General features: G+C 60.1%; 19 protein-coding genes. 11 read left to right on the forward strand and 8 right to left on the reverse strand.

The annotated features are described in order from the left end of the window. The first annotated feature begins 6 nt into the window (after positions 1–6). A complete protein-coding gene (gene preA, locus ACR3E4_RS15005) occupies positions 7–1,311 on the forward strand; it encodes an NAD-dependent dihydropyrimidine dehydrogenase subunit PreA (protein ID WP_480532923.1) in 1,305 nt (434 codons plus the stop codon). A gap of 47 nt (positions 1,312–1,358) precedes the next feature. Here preA and ACR3E4_RS15010 read toward each other — a convergent pair whose 3' ends face one another. After that, positions 1,359–1,967, reverse strand: a complete 609-nt coding sequence (locus tag ACR3E4_RS15010) for a TetR family transcriptional regulator C-terminal domain-containing protein (protein ID WP_480532921.1) — start codon at positions 1,965–1,967, stop codon at positions 1,359–1,361. Between the two features lie 172 nt (positions 1,968–2,139). On the opposite strand from ACR3E4_RS15010, the gene ACR3E4_RS15015 reads away from it, so the two are divergent. The 10 genes from ACR3E4_RS15015 (at position 2,140) to ACR3E4_RS15060 (ending at position 11,472) form a co-directional block, all read left to right on the forward strand. Further along, positions 2,140–3,390, forward strand: a complete 1,251-nt coding sequence (locus ACR3E4_RS15015; RefSeq protein WP_480532919.1) for a Zn-dependent hydrolase — start codon at positions 2,140–2,142, stop codon at positions 3,388–3,390. Positions 3,391–3,482: 92 nt separating this feature from the next. Continuing rightward, the gene (hydA, locus tag ACR3E4_RS15020) at positions 3,483–4,937 is read left to right on the forward strand and encodes a dihydropyrimidinase (RefSeq protein WP_480532917.1); all 1,455 of its coding nucleotides are present in this window, start codon (positions 3,483–3,485) and stop codon (positions 4,935–4,937) included. 55 nt (positions 4,938–4,992) lie between these two features. Then, positions 4,993–5,790 carry an ABC transporter ATP-binding protein gene (locus tag ACR3E4_RS15025; protein WP_480532915.1) on the forward strand — a complete coding sequence of 266 codons (798 nt, stop codon included), beginning with the start codon at positions 4,993–4,995 and terminating at the stop codon, positions 5,788–5,790. After that, positions 5,780–6,223 carry a GNAT family N-acetyltransferase gene (locus ACR3E4_RS15030; RefSeq protein ID WP_480532913.1) on the forward strand — a complete coding sequence of 148 codons (444 nt, stop codon included), beginning with the start codon at positions 5,780–5,782 and terminating at the stop codon, positions 6,221–6,223. The genes ACR3E4_RS15025 and ACR3E4_RS15030 overlap by 11 nt, the downstream gene beginning before the upstream one ends. Continuing rightward, the gene (locus tag ACR3E4_RS15035) at positions 6,220–7,152 is read left to right on the forward strand and encodes an ABC transporter permease (protein WP_480532911.1); all 933 of its coding nucleotides are present in this window, start codon (positions 6,220–6,222) and stop codon (positions 7,150–7,152) included. The genes ACR3E4_RS15030 and ACR3E4_RS15035 overlap by 4 nt, the downstream gene beginning before the upstream one ends. Further along, a complete protein-coding gene (locus ACR3E4_RS15040) occupies positions 7,149–8,003 on the forward strand; it encodes an ABC transporter permease (RefSeq protein WP_480532909.1) in 855 nt (284 codons plus the stop codon). The genes ACR3E4_RS15035 and ACR3E4_RS15040 overlap by 4 nt, the downstream gene beginning before the upstream one ends. Positions 8,004–8,048: 45 nt before the next feature. Further along, positions 8,049–9,038 carry an ABC transporter substrate-binding protein gene (locus tag ACR3E4_RS15045; RefSeq protein ID WP_480532907.1) on the forward strand — a complete coding sequence of 330 codons (990 nt, stop codon included), beginning with the start codon at positions 8,049–8,051 and terminating at the stop codon, positions 9,036–9,038. A gap of 158 nt (positions 9,039–9,196) precedes the next feature. After that, a complete protein-coding gene (locus ACR3E4_RS15050) occupies positions 9,197–9,910 on the forward strand; it encodes an ABC transporter permease (protein ID WP_480532905.1) in 714 nt (237 codons plus the stop codon). Beyond that, entirely contained in the window at positions 9,903–10,637 is a 735-nt protein-coding gene (locus tag ACR3E4_RS15055; RefSeq protein ID WP_480532903.1) for an ATP-binding cassette domain-containing protein, read from the forward strand. Before ACR3E4_RS15050 ends, ACR3E4_RS15055 begins: the two co-directional genes overlap by 8 nt. Positions 10,638–10,659: 22 nt before the next feature. Then, complete coding sequence (locus ACR3E4_RS15060; protein WP_480532901.1) at positions 10,660–11,472, forward strand: ABC transporter substrate-binding protein; 813 nt, start codon at positions 10,660–10,662, stop codon at positions 11,470–11,472. Between the two features lie 39 nt (positions 11,473–11,511). On the opposite strand, the gene ACR3E4_RS15065 is transcribed toward ACR3E4_RS15060, so the two are convergent. The 7 genes from ACR3E4_RS15065 to ACR3E4_RS15095 all read right to left on the reverse strand — a co-directional run bounded on the left by ACR3E4_RS15065 (position 11,512) and on the right by ACR3E4_RS15095 (position 18,886). Beyond that, a complete protein-coding gene (locus ACR3E4_RS15065; protein ID WP_480532899.1) occupies positions 11,512–12,384 on the reverse strand; it encodes a substrate-binding domain-containing protein in 873 nt (290 codons plus the stop codon). Continuing rightward, positions 12,385–12,510 carry a hypothetical protein gene (locus ACR3E4_RS15070; RefSeq protein WP_480532897.1) on the reverse strand — a complete coding sequence of 42 codons (126 nt, stop codon included), beginning with the start codon at positions 12,508–12,510 and terminating at the stop codon, positions 12,385–12,387. A gap of 13 nt (positions 12,511–12,523) precedes the next feature. Beyond that, the gene (locus tag ACR3E4_RS15075; RefSeq protein WP_480532895.1) at positions 12,524–13,786 is read right to left on the reverse strand and encodes a c-type cytochrome; all 1,263 of its coding nucleotides are present in this window, start codon (positions 13,784–13,786) and stop codon (positions 12,524–12,526) included. Beyond that, a complete protein-coding gene (locus ACR3E4_RS15080) occupies positions 13,787–14,989 on the reverse strand; it encodes a formate dehydrogenase subunit gamma (RefSeq protein ID WP_480532893.1) in 1,203 nt (400 codons plus the stop codon). A 74-nt stretch (positions 14,990–15,063) separates the two neighbouring features. Beyond that, positions 15,064–15,657, reverse strand: a complete 594-nt coding sequence (gene fdh3B, locus ACR3E4_RS15085; protein ID WP_010439472.1) for a formate dehydrogenase FDH3 subunit beta — start codon at positions 15,655–15,657, stop codon at positions 15,064–15,066. A 12-nt stretch (positions 15,658–15,669) separates the two neighbouring features. Next, the gene (locus ACR3E4_RS15090; RefSeq protein ID WP_480532891.1) at positions 15,670–18,564 is read right to left on the reverse strand and encodes a formate dehydrogenase subunit alpha; all 2,895 of its coding nucleotides are present in this window, start codon (positions 18,562–18,564) and stop codon (positions 15,670–15,672) included. A 133-nt stretch (positions 18,565–18,697) separates the two neighbouring features. Then, the gene (locus ACR3E4_RS15095; protein ID WP_480532889.1) at positions 18,698–18,886 is read right to left on the reverse strand and encodes a ubiquinol-cytochrome c reductase iron-sulfur subunit N-terminal domain-containing protein; all 189 of its coding nucleotides are present in this window, start codon (positions 18,884–18,886) and stop codon (positions 18,698–18,700) included. Positions 18,887–18,909 lie beyond the last annotated feature (23 nt).

Consider the following 18,909-nt stretch of genomic DNA (forward strand, 5'->3'; position numbering starts at 1 on the left):
GGATAAATGGCTGATTTGACGACAAACTTTCTGGGAATTTCAAGTCCGAACCCGTATTGGCTGGCCTCGGCGCCGCCCACGGACAAGGAATACAATGTCCGCCGCGCCTTTGAGGCCGGATGGGGCGGTGTCGTTTGGAAGACGCTAGGGGCCGAAGGACCGCCGGTCGTCAACGTGAACGGCCCGCGCTATGGCGCGATTTACGGGGCGGACCGGCGCCTGCTGGGCCTCAACAACATTGAACTGATCACCGACCGCCCGCTGGAGGTGAACCTTGAGGAGATGGCGCGGGTCAAGTCTGACTACCCGGACCGTGCGCTGATCGCCTCGATCATGGTGCCCTGCGAAGAGGCGGCGTGGAAAGCCATCCTGCCGCGCGTGGCCGAAACTGGCGCGGACGGGATTGAGCTGAACTTCGGCTGTCCGCACGGGATGAGCGAACGGGGTATGGGCTCTGCCGTGGGGCAGGTGCCGGAATATATCGAGATGGTGACCCGCTGGTGCAAGCAGTATTACGACCGTCCGGTCATCGTGAAGCTGACGCCGAACATCACCGATATCCGCAAGCCCGCGGCGGCGGCCCGGAATGGCGGTGCGGATGCGGTATCGCTGATCAACACGATCAACTCGATCACCAGCGTCAATCTGGACACGTTCAGCCCCGAGCCTTCGATCGATGGCAAGGGCAGTCATGGTGGCTATTGCGGACCGGCGGTGAAACCTATCGCCCTGTCGATGGTGTCCGAAATTGCCCGGGCCGAAGCGACGCATGGTATGCCGATCTCGGGTATCGGCGGGGTGACCACATGGCGCGACGCGGCGGAATTCATCTCGCTGGGTTGCGGTAATGTGCAGGTCTGTACGGCGGCGATGACCTATGGTTTCAAGATCATCGATGAACTGATCGCAGGTCTGTCGGAATGGATGGACGAGAAGGGCTATACCAGCATCGATCAGGTGATCGGTCGCGCGGTGCCGAATGTCACCGATTGGCAGTATCTGAACCTGAACTACATCGCCAAAGCAAAGATCGATCAGGACCAGTGCATCAAATGCGGGCGTTGCTATGCCGCTTGTGAAGATACCAGCCATCAGGCGATCTCGATGTCGGCCGACCGGGTGTTCGAAGTGATCGATGAGGAATGCGTGGCCTGCAACCTCTGCGTCGATGTTTGCCCGGTCGAGGACTGCATCTCGATGGTGCCGATGGCGGCGGGCGAGGTTGATCCGCGCACCGGGCGCGAGGTTCAGCCGGACTATGCCAACTGGACCACGCATCCGAACAACCCGATGGCCAAGGCAGCCGAATGATCGGAAGATTGCACATCAGGAAGGGGTCGCTTTTGCGGCCCCTTTTTTCAGGGTGTCAACAGCTTGCGATAGAGCAAGTCGACAAAGGGTTCAGCCCCTTCAAACGGATCTTCGTCGCAGAGAATGGCGCGGACCTGAACATCGAAATCGGCATAGTGCTGCGTCAATGCCCAGATCGAGAACATCAGATGATAAGGATGCACCCGGGCGATTTTGCCCTGATCCATCCAACGGGTCAGAATCGCAGATTTGTCATCGACCAGCGCCTTGAGGTCTTCGGACAATGCCGCGTGAATGCGGGGCGCGCCTTGCACCAGCTCATTGGCAAACAGGCGACTTTCGCGGGGCAACTCGCGGCTCATCTGCAGTTTGCGATGGATATAGGCCAGGATTTCTTCCATTGGATCGCCGTCTTCATCCAGCGCATGCAGCGGTGCCAGCCAGATTTCAAGCAGCCCGGACAGAAGAGCGGTGTGAATCGCCTCTTTCGAGGGAAAATAATAGAGCAGGTTCGGCTTGCTCAGACCGGCCTCGGACGCGATCTGATCAACCGTCGCGCCCCGGAAACCATGGGATGAAAACACGTTCAGCGCGGCATCCAGAATGGCAGCGCGGTTCTTTTTCTGAATTCGGGTCGGTGCGCGATCTTTCGGCATGTTTTCAGGTCGTCTCATTCTACGTCAAACGGGCGATGATTATGCTAAAAATTCGGGCTGCGCCACGCAATTTCTTGACTGGTGTAGTCCCCGTGATAGCCTGAGTTTGACCATATGGTCAAATCAAGACACCAAATAGCGAGTTCAATCGCAAGCAACAGGGAACAGTACAATGGCAGCTCCGGCGCAAAATCTCAGGATAAATGGCGACAGGTTGTGGGACAGCCTGATGGAGATGGCGAAGATCGGCCCCGGAATTGCGGGTGGTAACAACCGCCAGACCCTGACCGACGAAGATGCCGAAGGCCGCGCCCTGTTTCAGCGGTGGTGTGAAGAGGCGGGCTGTTCAATGGGGCTGGATCAGATGGGTAACATGTTTGCCCGCCGCGAAGGCACTGACCCCGAGGCGCTGCCGGTCTATGTGGGTTCTCATCTGGATACGCAGCCCACAGGCGGGAAGTATGACGGCGTTCTGGGTGTTCTGGGCGGGTTGGAGATCATTCGCACGCTGAACGATCTTGGGATCAAGACCAAACATCCGATTGTTGCGACCAACTGGACCAACGAGGAAGGCACGCGCTATGCCCCCGCGATGCTGTCTTCGGGCGTGTTTGCCGGGATGCACACGCAGGACTGGGCCTATGACCGTGAAGATGCCGAGGGCAAAAAGTTTGGCGACGAATTGCAGCGCATCGGGTGGCGCGGCGATGAAGAGGTCGGCGCGCGCAAGATGCACGCCTTTTTCGAACTGCATATCGAACAGGGGCCGATCCTTGAGGCCGAGGGCAAGGATATCGGTGTTGTCACCCATGGTCAGGGGCTGAGCTGGACGCAGGTAACGGTGACCGGCAAAGACGCGCATACGGGGTCCACCCCGATGCCGATGCGCAAGAATGCCGGGCTGGCGATGGCGCGTATTCTTGAGAAGGTTGATGAGATTGCATGGTCTCATGCACCGCACGCTGTCGGGGCGGCGGGGCATATCGACGTCTATCCAAACTCGCGCAATGTGATCCCCGGTAAAGTGGTGTTCACGGTCGATTTCCGGTCGCCTGAATTGGACGTGATCACGGATATGGAAAACCGCCTGCGGGTTGCGGCAGAAGATATCGTCAATGAGATGGGTCTTCAGATCGAGTTCGAAAAGGTCGGCGGCTTTGATCCGGTCAAGTTCGACGAGGGCTGCGTGAGTGCCGTGCGCAATGCGGCCGAGCGGCTGGGGTACACGCATACCGACATCATCTCGGGCGCGGGGCATGATGCCTGCTGGATTAACCGGGTGGCGCCAACGGCGATGGTGATGTGTCCTTGTGTCGATGGGCTGAGCCATAACGAGGCCGAAGAGATCAGCAAAGAGTGGGCGGCAGCCGGGGCGGATGTTCTGTTTCATGCAGTCCTCGAGACGGCGGAGATCGTGGGATAGAGGGCGCTGCCCCCGTCGCCCGCAGGGCGACTCCCCCGGGATATTTATAGCCAGATGAAGCAAGCGGCGCAGACCGCATGAGGGAGATTAAAATGAGCACTGTTATCAAGAACGGGACCGTCGTGACCGCCGATTTGTCTTACAAGGCGGATGTGTTGGTCGAAGGTGGGGTGATCACAGAAATCGGGATGGGCCTGAAAGGGGACAAGGAATTGGACGCGACCGGCTGTTACGTGATGCCGGGCGGGATCGATCCGCATACCCATCTTGAGATGCCGTTCATGGGCACCTATTCCAGCGACGATTTTGAAAGCGGCACGCGCGCGGCACTGGCCGGCGGAACCACGATGGTGGTGGATTTCGCGCTGCCCAATCCGGGCGAGAGCCTGCTGGACGCGTTGAAGCGCTGGGATAACAAATCGACGCGGGCGAATTGCGACTACTCGTTCCACATGGCGGTGACCTGGTGGGGCGAGCAGGTGTTCGATGACATCAAGACGGTGATCGAGACGCGCGGGATCAACACATTTAAGCATTTCATGGCTTATAAAGGTGCGTTGATGGTGAATGATGACGAATTGTTCGCCTCGTTCAAGCGTCTGGCCGAGCTGGGCGGCACCGCGCTGGTGCATGCCGAGAATGGCGACGTGGTGGCCGAGCTGAGCGCGAAGCTGCTGGCCGAGGGCAATTCGGGCCCCGAGGCGCATGCCTATTCCCGTCCACCGCAGGTGGAAGGCGAGGCGACCAACCGCGCCATCATGATCGCGGATATGGCGGGTGTGCCGCTTTACGTGGTTCACACATCTTGCGAAGAGGCGCACGAGGCCATTCGACGGGCCAAGATGCAGGGCAAACGGGTTTGGGGGGAACCTCTGATCCAGCATCTGACCTTGGATGAAAGCGAGTATTTCAACCAGGATTGGGATCACGCGGCACGGCGGGTCATGAGCCCTCCGTTCCGGAACAAGCAGCATCAGGACAGCTTGTGGAATGGCCTGCAATCGGGGTCTCTGAGCGTCGTGGCAACGGATCATTGCGCCTTTACGACCGAGCAGAAGCGATATGGCGTGGGTGATTTCACCAAGATCCCGAACGGCACCGGCGGGCTGGAAGACCGGATGCCGATGTTGTGGACGCATGGGGTGAACACCGGTCGGTTGACGCCGAATGAGTTCGTGGCGGTGACATCAACTAATATCGCCAAGATATTGAACTGTTACCCGAAAAAGGGTGCGGTTCTGGTGGGTGCGGATGCGGATCTTGTGGTTTGGGACCCTGAAAAGACCAAGACGATCAGTGCTGACACGCAGCAGTCTTCGATCGATTACAACGTGTTTGAGGGCAAGGAAGTCAAAGGTCTGCCACGCTTTACCCTGACGCGCGGTCATATGGCGGTGCATGATGGAGAAATCCGCACGCAGGAAGGTCATGGGGAGTTTGTCGCGCGCGAGGCCAATACCACCGTGAACAAGGCGCTGAGCACCTGGAAAGAACTGACCGCACCGCGCCCGGTTGAGCGGACAGGTATTCCGGCGACCGGCGTGTGACGCGCCTGAGCCGCCTTCCTGGGCGGCTCCAATCCACTCTTTTCAAGGCGATGGAATGACTACTGAAAGAACGACCCAGCCCGTGATCGAGGCAAGGCAGCTTGACCTGACCTTTCAGACCAATGATGGCCCGGTTCATGCGCTGAAAGATGTGAATCTGACTATCGACAAAGGAGATTTCGTCAGCTTCATCGGCCCCTCGGGCTGCGGGAAGACCACCTTTTTGCGCTGTATTGCGGCGTTGGAAACCCCAACCGGAGGAACGCTGACCGTCAACGGCATGACCCCGGACGAGGCGCGGCGCAAGCGTGCTTATGGCTATGTTTTTCAGGCCGCGGGACTGTATCCGTGGCGGACCATTGCCAAGAATATCAAACTGCCGCTTGAGATCATGGGCTATTCGGCGGCGGAACAGGAAGAGCAGGTTAAGAACGTTCTGAAACTTGTTGATCTTGAAGGATTTGGTGGGAAATTTCCATGGCAGTTGTCTGGTGGTATGCAGCAGCGGGCCAGTATCGCGCGGGCGTTGGCGTTTGATGCCGATATCCTGCTGATGGATGAACCGTTCGGTGCATTGGACGAGATCGTGCGCGATCACCTGAACGAACAGCTTCTGGCCCTTTGGGCGCGGACCGAGAAGACGATCGGATTCGTGACGCATTCGATCCCCGAGGCGGTGTATCTGAGCACGAAGATCGTGGTCATGAGTCCCCGGCCCGGACGGATCACCGATGTGATCGACAGCCCGTTGCCGAAAGAGCGGCCATTGGACATTCGCGATACGCCGGAATTCATCGAGGTCGCGCATCGGGTGCGTGATGGCTTGCGAGCGGGGCATTCCTATGACGACTGATCCGCAAACGCTCGGGATTCGCCGCGCTGTGCCTGACGATGTGTTGGCCTGCGCCGGAGTGGTCCACGCCTGGGCCACCGAAACCGCATGGATGTCCGAAGAACTGCCGGTTGACCTGTTGGCCGCGATGATCGGTGAGGCGTTTGACAGCCGGGAGATCTGGGTCGCGGGTGATCCGGTCGATTGCTACATGTCGGTTGATCCCGCGGAGCAGAAGATCGGTGCGCTGTATTGTCGGCGAACGGGGCAGGGCATTGGCAAGGCGTTTGTCGACAAGGCCAAGGAAAACCGGGATTTTCTATGGCTAACGACGCATGTGCCGAACAGGCCCGCGCAACGGTTCTATCGCCGCGAAGGGTTCGAGGTCACGGCCGAAGAACCCCCGGTTTTGCCGGATACGGTACCGGTCTATCGAATGGAGTGGCGGGCATGAAGCAGTTCCTTTCTGTTATGACCGTTTTGTTTGCCATCGCCGTTTTCTGGTATCTGGCGGTCGCGCCGATGAATATGCGTGTCTCGCTGGATCAGGCGGAACGGGCAGGGGAAACCGTGATGCCCGAGGCGTCGCGTGACCGTCAGCAGGTCTCGGTCTGGGTGCTGATGGTGCAGAACCCCGCGCATATCACCCGCGGTTATGGTCTGGAGCGTCCGCGCCTGCCGACGCCGGTTCAGGTGGGGCAGGAGTTGTGGAAGACCACAGGTGAGATGGCGATGAGAGGTCGGGCGATGTCGAAACGGTCGCTGATCTACCACGGCTGGATCACGCTGCAATCGACGCTTTGGGGCTTTGTGCTGGGCACTGCGGTTGGCATCCTGGGGGCTGTGGCGATTGTCTATTCCCGGGTCGTGGACATGAGCCTGATGCCCTGGGCGATCATCAGCCAGACCGTGCCGATTGTGGCGCTGGCTCCGATGATCATTGTGCTGAGCTCTCAGCTGGGGATCGAAGGGCGCGGGGTGCCCAAGGCGATTATTTCGGCCTATTTATGCTATTTCCCGGTGCTGGTCGGGATGGTCAAAGGACTGCGTTCGCCCGCCGTGTCACAATTGGATCTGCTGAAAACCTATAACGCGACCGGGTTGCAGGCGTTTCTGAAGCTGCGCCTGCCGTCATCGGTGCCTTATCTGTTCACCTCGCTGAAGGTCGGCATCGCGGCGGCGTTGGTCGGGACCATCGTGGGTGAGCTTCCGACGGGTGCGATTTCTGGTCTGGGTGCCCGTATCCTGATCGGGGATCAGTTCGGCACACCGCTGGCTATCTGGGCCGCCTTGTTTGCGGCGGCCATTCTGGCGGGCATTCTGGTGACATTGCTGGATATCCTGCAGCGGGTCACCCTGAAACGTATGGGGATGGGCGCATGAGCTGGGTGATCTTTTCGCTGATCTTCTGGGCCGGGGCCTGGTGGCTGAATGCCTGGCTGGCGCGCTCGATCTATCGCGACTCCAGGGGCATTCGCGTATTTGTCCCCGTGCTGTTCGGCGTCACGCTGTTGATCCTGTGGGAGGGGCTGGTGCGCGGCCTGAATGTCTCGCCGGTCATTCTGCCGCCGCCGTCGATGGTGGCGCAGACGTTTGCGAACTCGACAGATATCCTGTGGCAGGATTTCAAACAGACCGTGTTCAAGGGGGCCTTCACCGGCTTTGCCATCGGCAGCGTTGCGGCCTTTTTGACGGCTGTACTGATCGATCGGTCCGTTTTCCTGACAAGGGGGCTGTTGCCGATCGGCAATTTCGTGGCGGCCCTTCCGATTGTCGGTATCGCGCCTATTCTGGTCAGTTGGTTCGGCTTTGACTGGCAATCCAAAGCGGCCGTCGTGGTGGTGATGGTGTTCTTCCCGATCCTCGTGAATACGGTGCAGGGCCTGCGCGAGGCGGATGCCATGCAGCGCGACCTGATGCGCACATATGCCGCCAGCTACACGCAGACGCTGATCAAGCTGCGCCTGCCTGCTGCGATGCCGTTCATATTCAACGGGCTCAAGATCGCCACGACGCTGGCGCTGATCGGCGCGATTGTGGCCGAATATTTCGGTTCCCCCACGCGCGGTATGGGGTTCCGTATCTCGACCGGGGTGGGCAGCCTGTCCATTGACCTTGTCTGGGCTGAAATCGCCGTGGCGGCTTTGGCCGGAACGGTGTTCTATGCATTGGTGGCGGGGCTCGAAAAATTGGTGACCTTCTGGCACCCCTCGCAGCGCCGACAACGGAATTAACAGACCTCGAAAACGGGGCATCAACAGCAACTAGGAGACTTGAAGATGAAGAAGCTAATCAGCGGGGCGGTCGCCGCCTTCAGCCTGACAGCCACAGCCGCTCTGGCTGCGGATGAGGTGACCTTGCAGCTCAAATGGGTCACTCAGGCGCAGTTTGCGGGTTATTACGTGGCGCAGGACAAAGGGTTCTACGAGGAAGAAGATCTGGATGTGACCATCCTGCCGGGTGGACCCGATATCGCGCCCACGCAGGTGATTGCAGGGGGCGGGGCAGATGTAACGGTCGAATGGATGCCCGCTGCGCTGGCTGCGCGCGAAAAGGGATTGCCGCTGGTCAATATCGCGCAGCCTTTCAAAAGCTCGGGCATGATGCTGACCTGCTGGAAGGATGCCGGGATATCCGCGCCCGAAGACCTGAAGAACCGCACTCTGGGCGTCTGGTTCTTCGGCAACGAGTTCCCGTTCATGAGCTGGATGAGCAGCCTGGGCATCGACACCGGCGGCAAGAGCGAGAATGGCGTCGAGGTGTTGAAGCAAGGCTTCAACGTCGATCCACTGCTGCAGCGACAGGCCGATTGCATCAGCACCATGACCTACAATGAATACTGGCAGGTCATCGATGCGGGCGTCAGCCCGGATGAGCTGGTGACTTTCAAATACGAAGATCAGGGTGTCGCAACGCTTGAGGACGGCCTGTACGTGCTGGAAGACAAGCTGAGCGATGCGGCTTTTGTCGACAAGATGCAGCGTTTCGTGCGCGCCTCGATGAAAGGCTGGAAATATGCCGAAGAGAACCCGGAAGAGGCCGCTCTGATCGTTCTCGACAATGATGCAACCGGTGCGCAGACCGAGGAACACCAAAAACGCATGATGGGCGAGATTGCCAAGCTGACGGCGGGATCGAACGGCGCGCTGGATCCGGCAGATTTTGAACGCACGGTGTCGACGCTGCTGGCTGGTGGGTCCGATCCGGTTATCACCGCCCAGCCCGAGGGCGCATGGACGCACCAGATCACGGACGGTGCTCTGAACTAAGACGGACTACATTTCCGTAGCATCAAGCGCGGCCCTTTTTAGGGCCGCGTTTTTTGTGACGGATGTCGGATTTGTGTCTGTACTTGGCTCGTTGATCGCTTAGTATTTCCCTGTAATTTAGTGCATTTCATGAGGAAATGCAGTCGTACAGGAAAGAAATGCAGGGATTTGCATTAGAATTCAGCAATGCTTTGGGCCTGATCCTGAAAGGGGATGCGGAACTCTGGGCGATTGTGCTGTTGTCCCTGCGGGTTTCGGTCTTCGCGGTGTTGATTTCAGCAGCGATCGGTATGCCAATTGGTGCAGCGCTGGCCGTCGCGCGGTTTCCTGGGCGGCGGGTTCTGATCATCCTCATGAACGCCTTGATGGGGTTTCCGCCGGTTGTTGTCGGATTGCTGGTTTATTTGATGCTGTCGCGCTCGGGCCCATTCGGGGTGCTGGAACTGCTCTACACCCCAACCGCCATGATCATCGCGCAGGTTGTTCTGGTCACGCCCATCGTGGCCGCGCTGACTCGGCAGGTGGTTGAGCTGCTGGCCGAGGAATATTCCGAACAATTGCGGTCTTTGGGCGTCTCCCGTCTGGCGTCGGTTCCGGTGCTGTTGTGGGATGCGCGTCTGGCGCTTGTCACGGCGTTGTTGGCCGGATTCGGTCGCGCCATCGCCGAAGTTGGCGCGGTGATCATCGTGGGGGGCAACATCAACCATGTGACCCGGGTGATGACCACGACGATTGCGCTTGAGACCTCGAAGGGCAATCTGGCGCTGGCCTTGGCGTTGGGGGCGATCCTGATCGGGATTGCCGTTGCGGTAAACGCAATGGTCAGCGCCCTGACCCTGCGGGCCGAGCAGGAGGGGTTGCGCCATGCGTGATGTGGTGGCCGAGATACCGGGTATGATCGAGGCGCGTGATCTGCATATCAGCCGCAAGGGCAAGGTGCTTCTCGATGTGCCTCAGCTTTGTCTTGATGGGCCGGGACCGACCGTCATTCTGGGGCCGAATGGTGCTGGGAAGAGCCTTCTGTTGCGCTGCCTGCACGGGCTGATCGCGCCTGATCGCGGGCGCGTCTGTCAGGATGGGCAGCCATTGGGTGCTGCACAAAAGGCTCGTCAGGCGATGGTGTTTCAAAGCCCGGTTCTGTTGCGGCGTTCGGTTGCGGCCAATCTCGATTTCGTGCTGAAACGCCAGGCCATGCCCCGTGTGCTACGCAAGCAGCGTATCGCAGAATTGCTGGGCGAAGGCGGCCTTGAAGGCAAGGCGCGCCAGTCCGCCCGTTCGCTTTCGGGGGGTGAGGCGCAGCGTCTGGCGATCCTGCGTGCTCTTGCGCTGAAACCCGAGACGCTGTTTCTGGACGAGCCCACCAGCGCGCTGGACCCGAGTGCAACGCAGAAGATCGAACGGATGGTGCTGCGTGCCTCAAAGCGTGGGGTGCGCATTGTGATGGTGACGCACGATATCGGACAGGCCCGTCGGCTGGCTGCGGATATCGTGATGATGCAGGGCGGGCAGGTGGTTGAACACGGGTCCGCAAAACAGGTGCTTGAGGCGCCGCTCAGCGCCGACTCGCGCCGCTATCTGGCTGGCGGGCTGGTAACCTGATTTGAGAAAGATGGAGTTTGGAATGATCCGGAAATTTGTTCTGGCATCGGTGGTTACGCTTGGGCTGACCGTTTCAGCTGCGGCTGAAGAGCCATTCATTGTGGTGCAATCCACCACCTCGACGCAGAACTCGGGTTTGCTGGATTATATCCTGCCGGGATTTGAGGCTGAAACCGGCACCGATGTGCGTGTTGTTGCCGTAGGCACGGGGCAGGCGATCCGGAATGCGGTGAACGGCGATGGCGACGTGCTGCTGGTGCATTCCAAACCTGCGGAAGAGCAGTTTGTGGCCGATGGCTGGGGCGTAGAGCGGTTGGATGTCATGTATAACGACTTTGTACTGGTCGGCCCGACATCTGATCCAGCCGGGGTTGCCGGGGGGGACGACATCGTTGCCGCGCTGACCGCGGTGGCCGAGGCCGAGATGCCCTTTGCCTCACGCGGGGATGACAGCGGTACCCACAAAGCCGAGATGCGTCATTGGGGGGCGACGGGGATCGACCCGACCGAAGCCTCGGGCGATTGGTATCGCGAGACGGGCTCGGGCATGGGGGCAACGCTGAACGTGGCCAGCGGCATGGATGCTTATGTGCTGACCGACCGGGCGACGTGGATGTCCTTTGGGAACCGGGGCAATCTTGATGTGTTGGTCGAAGGTGATCCGCGTCTGTTCAACCAATATGGGGTGATCCTTGTGAACCCCGAAAAGCACCCCGGCGTTCGCGCCGCTGCCGGTCAAAGATTTATCGATTGGCTGACCGGACCCGACGGACAAGCAGCGATTGCGTCCTATGCGCTGGAGGGCGAGCAGTTGTTCTTTCCCAACGCGCAGTAGTTTCGCCTTCGGCGAGAGTATTTGGGAAAAGATGAAGGTTCAGCCGCTGGCACCGTTGTGGTGGATCTGCCCCAGATCTGTGAGGTCATAGCCTCCCAATTCGGCGGCGCGTTCGGCGAAGCGCCCGGATTGCAGGAACTGGATCAGGGTCTGCATCGGCGGTTCAAAGAATGCGCGACGCCAGATGGCGAGGTCCAGACGTTCGGAATGGGTGGGTACATAGCTCAGGCCATAAGGCCGGGCGAGTGCCCCGAGGCCGAAACCGGCCTCGGCCTTGCCGTCGCGCAGGGCGGTGGCCAGCTCTTCCTCGGTACGGGCGCAGATGGGTAGGGGGTTCAGGTCGTCGCGGCTTAGATCGTGTGCGCGCAGTTGTGCATCGAACAGATGTTGGCTGGCGGCGCTGTTCTGACGCAGGATGATGCGTCGGCCTTTCAGGTCGCTGAACCCCGCGATGCCCGAGGTGCCAGGGGCCAGCAGCAAGCCGCGTTGGCGGTGTGCGATCTGATAAAGGATCACAGGTGCGTCGCCGACCGAGTCGCGCAGGGCCTGCGTGTTGAAACCGTCCGGTTCGTGGATATGCAGGGCTGCGGCCTGTGCACTGCGGTCGGCAAGACGGCTGAGCCCGTCGAAGGAGCCGTCATAGTAAGTCGCAAGCTCGGAGCCGCTTTCGCGCAGAGCCCAATCCAGCAGCGGATCATGGCTGCCGGCGACGATCGGGGGCAGGGGCGGTTCAGCCACATGCGGACCAGAACGTGAGGCGTTCAGCCAGGCAATGATTTCGGCCTTGGGGAACAGCAGCTTTCCCATGGCGCGCACGCAGGGAATCTCGCCCGAAGAGGCCAGATCATAGGCCTTCCGCTCGCCAATGCGCAGCAGGTCCGCCAGTTCGCGGGTGGTCAGGTATTGTGACATTCAGTCGAGGCGCACAGCCGAACCAGACGTCGTTTCGGCCGCGCTGAATCCGATCTGTTCCAGAGTATAGGGGGCGGCGACGGTGATCACGACCATCGCGGCGATGGCGGTCAGAAAGGCTTTCATGGTCTCCTCCGGCTCAGTCATGTGCAGCGGTGGCGCGGCGCAGAAACGCGATCAGGTCGATCCGGTCCTGGGGCTGCGTGATCCGCTGCATCGGCATCTTTGACCCCGGAATGTAGTGATCCGGGCCCTCGTCGAAAAGAGCATTTATGGTCTCTTCATTCCAAATGATATCAGAGTCTTGCAGCGTGTCCGAGTATAAATAGCCGGGCAGCTTGCCCGCCGGTCGCCCGAAGATATCGTGCAGGGTGGGACCTGCGCGTCGCTCGCCATCCGGGGTCAGGCTGTGACAGATCGAACATTTCCGCGCGAATTGCCGCTCTCCATTGCTCATCTCGTCGGGGTTTTTCAGAAAGCTCGGCTCGGCGGCGGCCATCTGCTCCTGATCGCCCAGCGAGGAGATCGGCCAACTGTACATCGCCTCGTCAATGCCGCCTGCGTGGATGTTCTGCCCGTCCGACGAAAAAGCCAGTGCCCAGACCGGGCCGCGCAGGGTGGCGCGGAAATCCTGTGCGATGCGCCATTCGTCCGTGTCGATGACCATGATATAGCCCTCGCCATCGCCCACGGCCAGAAGCTTGCGATCAAGGCTGAGCGTCAGGGCGAGGATGGGACGTCGGTCGAGGGTAAAGTCTCGCTCCTCCCCGGTGGTCAGGTTCAGAATGCGGGTCACACCATCAACGGCACCATAGGCGATCCAACCGTCCTGTGGGTTCAGGATCAGCTCGTTGATGCCAAAGCCATGCTCAATCAGGCGATCTATTTCCTGACCGCTGGCGACATCCCATAGGCGCAGCGTGCCATCAACACCCGCCGAATAAAGCTGTTTGCCATCAGGGGTAAAGACCACAGCGTTTACGCCGATGCCGGTAGGGCCAAGCATAGTCGGCTCTGACCCGTCCACCGGCCACAGCCCGATGGTGCCATCCCAACTGGCGGTCGCCACATGGGTTTTCGAGGCTGCGATGCCGACGATCTTGCCTTTGTGGCGACCGACCACGTCGCCTCCGGGCCAGCGGCGCAGGGTGAAATCATCCCCGGCGGAATAGATCGCGGTGCCGTTGAAAGCGACCGAGTTCACCGCCGCCTCGTGCCCCTCAAGCCATTCGGGGGTTTGCCCTGTCCACAGGCCAACTGAATTGTCGAAACTGGCCGTGGCGATGCGCCCGTCCGGGGCGGTCGCGATTCCCATGATCGGTCCGCCATGTCCTTTGAGCGTAAAGAACTCGGACGAGGCGGGCAGGGGGATCAGGGCAAGCGCCAGAGCAAGCCAGCGCATCTATTCAGCAGGCGAGGCCGCCGCCTTGCTGGCCTCTTTTTCCTGGACCTCTTCCAGCCACAGCGAGTGATGCTCGCGCGCCCATTGCTCTTCGACCTCGCCGGTGCCCATGGCGTCGAACGCGCCCTCCATGCCGACCGATCCCAGATAGATATGGGCGATGATGATGGCGATGAAGACGTAGGCAATCATGACGTGCCAGACTTGGGCATACTGCATCTCTTCCTGAGGCGACATCTGTATCGGCAGGTTCAGACCCAGCATCTGCGGAAAGCCGGTGGCGTTGGCGATCTGGAAGGTCTTGGCGAACATCGGCAGTTCAAACGGGAACAGCAGCGACAGGCCCGACAGGCTGATCGAGACGCCCAGCAGGATGCAGGCCCAGAAGATCACTTTTTGACCGGCGTTGAACTTCTTGGCGGGCGGGTGGCTGTTCTTGGTGAACAGACCGCCGCCAGCGGCCAGCCATTTCAGATCAGTCCTGTTGGGGATGTTGTGGGCGATCCAGTTCACCGTGACGATGATAAGCCCCAGCATGAAAGCCCAGGCAAGGTTGTTGTGCAGCCATTTGCAGCCCTGTGCGATGGTGGCAAAGCCATCCTTGCCGAAAATCGGGATCAGGAAATCGCGACCATAGAGCGTCAGCAGCCCGGTCAGGCCGAGGATCAGGAACGATCCGGCAAATAGCCAATGGCCAAAGCGTTCAAAACCGTTGAAGCGGGTGACGGTGCGGCCGGTTTTCTCTCCGTCGATGCGGATTTTGCCGCGGATCAGGAAGAACAGAAGGATGATGCCGACCATCCCGGCAATGATGTAGGTGCCGTATTCGCGCAGCGGCCCGGTGCGAAAATTCAGCCACCACATGCCGCCGTCCTGGATCAGCACATTCGCCGCCGGACCATTGGACGAAACGGTCACGTCCGCCGATCCATAGCGCAGGGCGCGATAAACATCGCTGTCGGATGTTACGCCGCGCGTACCAAGCTGGCCCAGCAGACCCTCGACATTGCCTTGTCCGGTATTGTCAGAGCGATAGCTGTTATCGACCCGCTCTCCGCGCTGGCGGGCGAGGATGTCTTCAAGGGTCGTTGCCCCGCCGGTTTCCACCCTTTCGGGCGCGGCGGTGCCGTCATCGGTTGTTTGGGCCGATGCAGAAAGGGTCAGCCCAAGGGTGAACAGCATTGCGATGAGAAAGCGAAGCATCTGAACCTCGGTCAAATTCCAAGATCGGACAACCCGCACGGGGCGGGTCATCCATTGCTTATGCGAAAGGCGGATCAGCCGTCTTTCTGGTCGTAGGCCGTGCCCCAACCCCATGCGCCCGAGCCAAACCCGCGCGCCACGACGCGTTCGCGGTAGACGGCAGACACCACGTCGCCGTCACCGGCAAGCAGTGCCTTGGTGGAACACATCTCGGCGCAGATGGGCAGCTTGCCCTCGGCGATCCGGTTGCGACCGTATTTGGCGAACTCTGCGGTCGAGTGCGTTTCCTCGGGGCCGCCGGCGCAGAAGGTACATTTGTCCATCTTGCCGCGCGATCCGAAGTTGCCCGCCTGCGGGTATTGCGGCGCACCGAACGGGCACGCATAGAAGCAATAGCCGCAGCCGATGCACAGGTCCTTGGAGTGCAGGACAACCCCTTCTTCGTTCTGATAGAAGCAGTCGACCGGGCACACCGCCATACAGGGCGCATCCGAACAATGCATGCAGGCCACCGAGATTGAGCGTTCGCCCGGGTTGCCGTCATTGATCGTCACCACCCTGCGGCGATTGATGCCCCAGGGCACCTCGTGCTCGTTCTTACACGCGGTCACGCAGGCGTTGCATTCGATGCAGCGTTCAGCGTCGCAGAGAAACTTTGCTCTAGCCATTTATCGTCCTCCTTACGCTGCCGAGATTTTGCAGAGAGTACATTTTGTCTCTTGCATCTGGGTCACTGAATCGTAGCCATATGTCTGCGCGGTGTTGGAACTTTCACCCAGCACATAGGGGTCAGCACCAGCAGGGTATTTCGCCCTGAGGTCCTCACCCTGGAAATGGCCGCCGAAATGGAATGGCATGAAGGCCACCCCGGCACCGACCCTGTTGGTCAGCATCGCCATCACCTTGACCTTGCCGCCTTCGGGACCTTCGACCCAGACCTGTGCCCCGTCACGGATACCAAGGTTGTTGGCATCGCGCGGATTGATCTCGACGAACATGTCCTGTTGAAGCTCGGCCAGCCACGGATTCGACCGGCTTTCCTCGCCGCCGCCTTCATATTCGACCAGACGACCTGACGTGAGGATTATTGGATAATCCTTTGAAAAGTCGTTCTTTTGGATCGAAGCGTAAAGGGTTGGCAGGCGATAGGCCTGACGGTCCTCATAGGTTGGATAGTCCTCCACCAGATCGCGACGGTTGGTGTAAAGCGGCTCGCGATGCAGTGGGATCGGATCCGGGAAGGTCCAGACGACCGCGCGGGCCTTGGCGTTCCCGAAGGGCGCGCAGCCATGCTCGATCGCGACCCGCTGGATACCGCCGGATAGGTCGGTTTTCCAGTTGGTCTCTGGCCCCGCGACAGCGTCGATTGCCGCGCGTTCCTCGGCCGTCAGATCACCGTCCCAGCCTAGGTCCATCAGCATCTGCATCGTGAATTCGGGATAGCCATCCTGAATTTCCGAGCCGACGCTATAGACCCCTTCGGCCAGCAGGTTGTCGCCATCACGCTCCACGCCGAAACGGGCGCGGAAGGTCAGGCCACCTTCGGCCACCGGTTTGGACATGTCATAGAGGTTCGGTGTCCCCGTATGACCCATCTCAGCCGTTCCCCAGCAGGGCCAGGGCAGACCATAATATTCGCCGTCGTTGGGTCCGCCAATGGCTTGCAGCGTGGTTCTGTCGAACGTGTGCTGGTTGGCCATGTGGCTTTTCAGACGTTCCGGCGACTGACCGGTATAGCCGATGGTCCAGAGGCCCGAGTTGAATTCACGCGTGATGCTTTCAACATTCGGGGTTTCGGCGTCTTCCATCTCGATATTGCGGAAGAACCGATCTGCCCAGCCAAACTTGTTGGCGAACTTGGCCATTATGACCTCGTCCGGCAGGCTTTCGAACAGCGGATCAACCACCTTGTCGCGCCATTGCAGCGAGCGGTTCGAGGCCGTGACAGAGCCACGGGTTTCGAACTGCGTACAGGCGGGCAACAGGTAGACGCCATCGGTGCGGTCATGCAGAACGGCGGAAACGGTGGGATACGGGTCGATCACGACCAGCATGTCCAGCTTCTCCATCGCCGTCTTCATCTCCGGTCCCCGCGTTTGCGAGTTCGGAGCGTGACCCCACAGAACCATGGCGCGGACGTTGTTGTCCTGATCCATGTTGGCCGGGTCTTCCAGAACACCGTCGATCCAGCGGGAAACCGGGATGCCGCGTTCATTCATCAGCGGCTTGTCCTTGCCTTCCTTGTCCTTGATCGTGGCGAACTGACCTTTCAGCCAATCGACATCCTCGCCCCAGACACGGCTCCAATGTGCCCAGGCACCGTTGGACAGACCGTAATAGCCGGGCAGGGTGTGGGACAGAACGCCAAGGTCCGTCGCGCCCTGAACGTTGTCATGGCCGCGGAAGATGTTGGTGCCGCCACCCGAGGTGCCCATGTTGCCAAGCGCAAGCTGTAGCACGCAGTAGGCGCGGGTGTTGTTGTTGCCGTTGGTGTGCTGCGTGCCACCCATGCACCAGATCACCGTGCCGGGACGGTTGTTGGCCATGGTGCGCGCTACGCGCTTGAGCTGAGAGCCGGGGGTGCCGGTCACGCGCTCAACTTCTTCAGGAGTCCACTTGGCGACCTCTTCCTGAATCTGGTCCATGCCCCAGACACGGGTGCGGATGAACTCTTTGTCCTCCCAGCCGTTGTCGAAGATGTGCCACAGGATACCCCAGATCAGCGCAACGTCGGTACCGGGGCGGAAGCGGACATATTCATCCGCGTGCGCTGCGGTGCGCGTAAAGCGCGGGTCGCAGACGATCAGCGGCGCGTTGTTCTGCTCTTTCGCGCGCAGAACATGCAGCAGTGAGACGGGGTGCGCCTCGGCCGGATTGCCGCCGATGATAAAGATGGCGCGTGAGTTATGGATGTCATTGTACGAATTGGTCATGGCGCCGTAGCCCCATGTGTTCGCAACACCTGCAACAGTGGTCGAGTGGCAGATACGCGCCTGATGGTCCACGTTGTTCGTGCCCCAATAGGCGGCGAACTTGCGGAACAGATAGGCCTGTTCGTTGTTATGCTTGGCCGAGCCCAGCCAGTACACGCTGTCCGGCCCGGATTCCTCGCGGATGCTCATCATGCCGTCGCCGATCTCGTTGATCGCCTGTTCCCAGCTGATGCGCTTCCACTCGCCGCCTTCCTTTTTCATCGGATATTTCAGGCGGCGCTCGCCATGGGCGTGCTCGCGGACCGAGGCCCCCTTGGCGCAGTGTGCACCCAGGTTGAACGGGCTGTCCCAGCCGGGTTCCTGCCCGACCCAGACGCCGTTCTGCACTTCGGCAACGACGGTACAGCCGACCGAACAGTGGGTGCATACGGATTTGATGTTTTCAACGGCCTGATTGGCCGCTGTCTGGGCGCTGGCTGGCGTCACGGTTCCACCCGTGGCGCTGATCGCGGCAAGTCCGCCGATCGTCAGGCCCGATCCACGCAAAAATGCGCGGCGATCGACGGTTTTCTCGCCGACCTGGGACAGGATACTTGTCCGCTGGGGGCGTCTCGCAACCCCGTTGGTCTTTTTCCTAAGCATTGGTTTCCTCCCTTGCGCGCCGTGTCAGCCACGGCTGGCTTGGTACTTCGAAAAACCGACGTCAGGGCCAATCGCAACCGTCAGTCGGGTGGTGAAGGCGTCCGGTCCTAGAACCGGGTGCTTTCATCGTCACTCAAAAGCGCGTGCTTTCGATGTAGGCGCGTGTATGCGCGGTGTCCTGAATACGGGTCTCATCCGTCGGCAGCTCGGCTGCTTCGGCTTTGCCGGTCAGGCTGGCAGCGGCAACGGCAGCGGGGGCTGCGGTTCCGGCCAGTTTGAGGAAATCCCGGCGTGTGGCGCCGTCTTCCTTGGTCTTGCTCATGGGCTTCTCCTTCCCCATTTGCA

The organism is Ruegeria sp. AP11 (assembly GCF_056535865.1).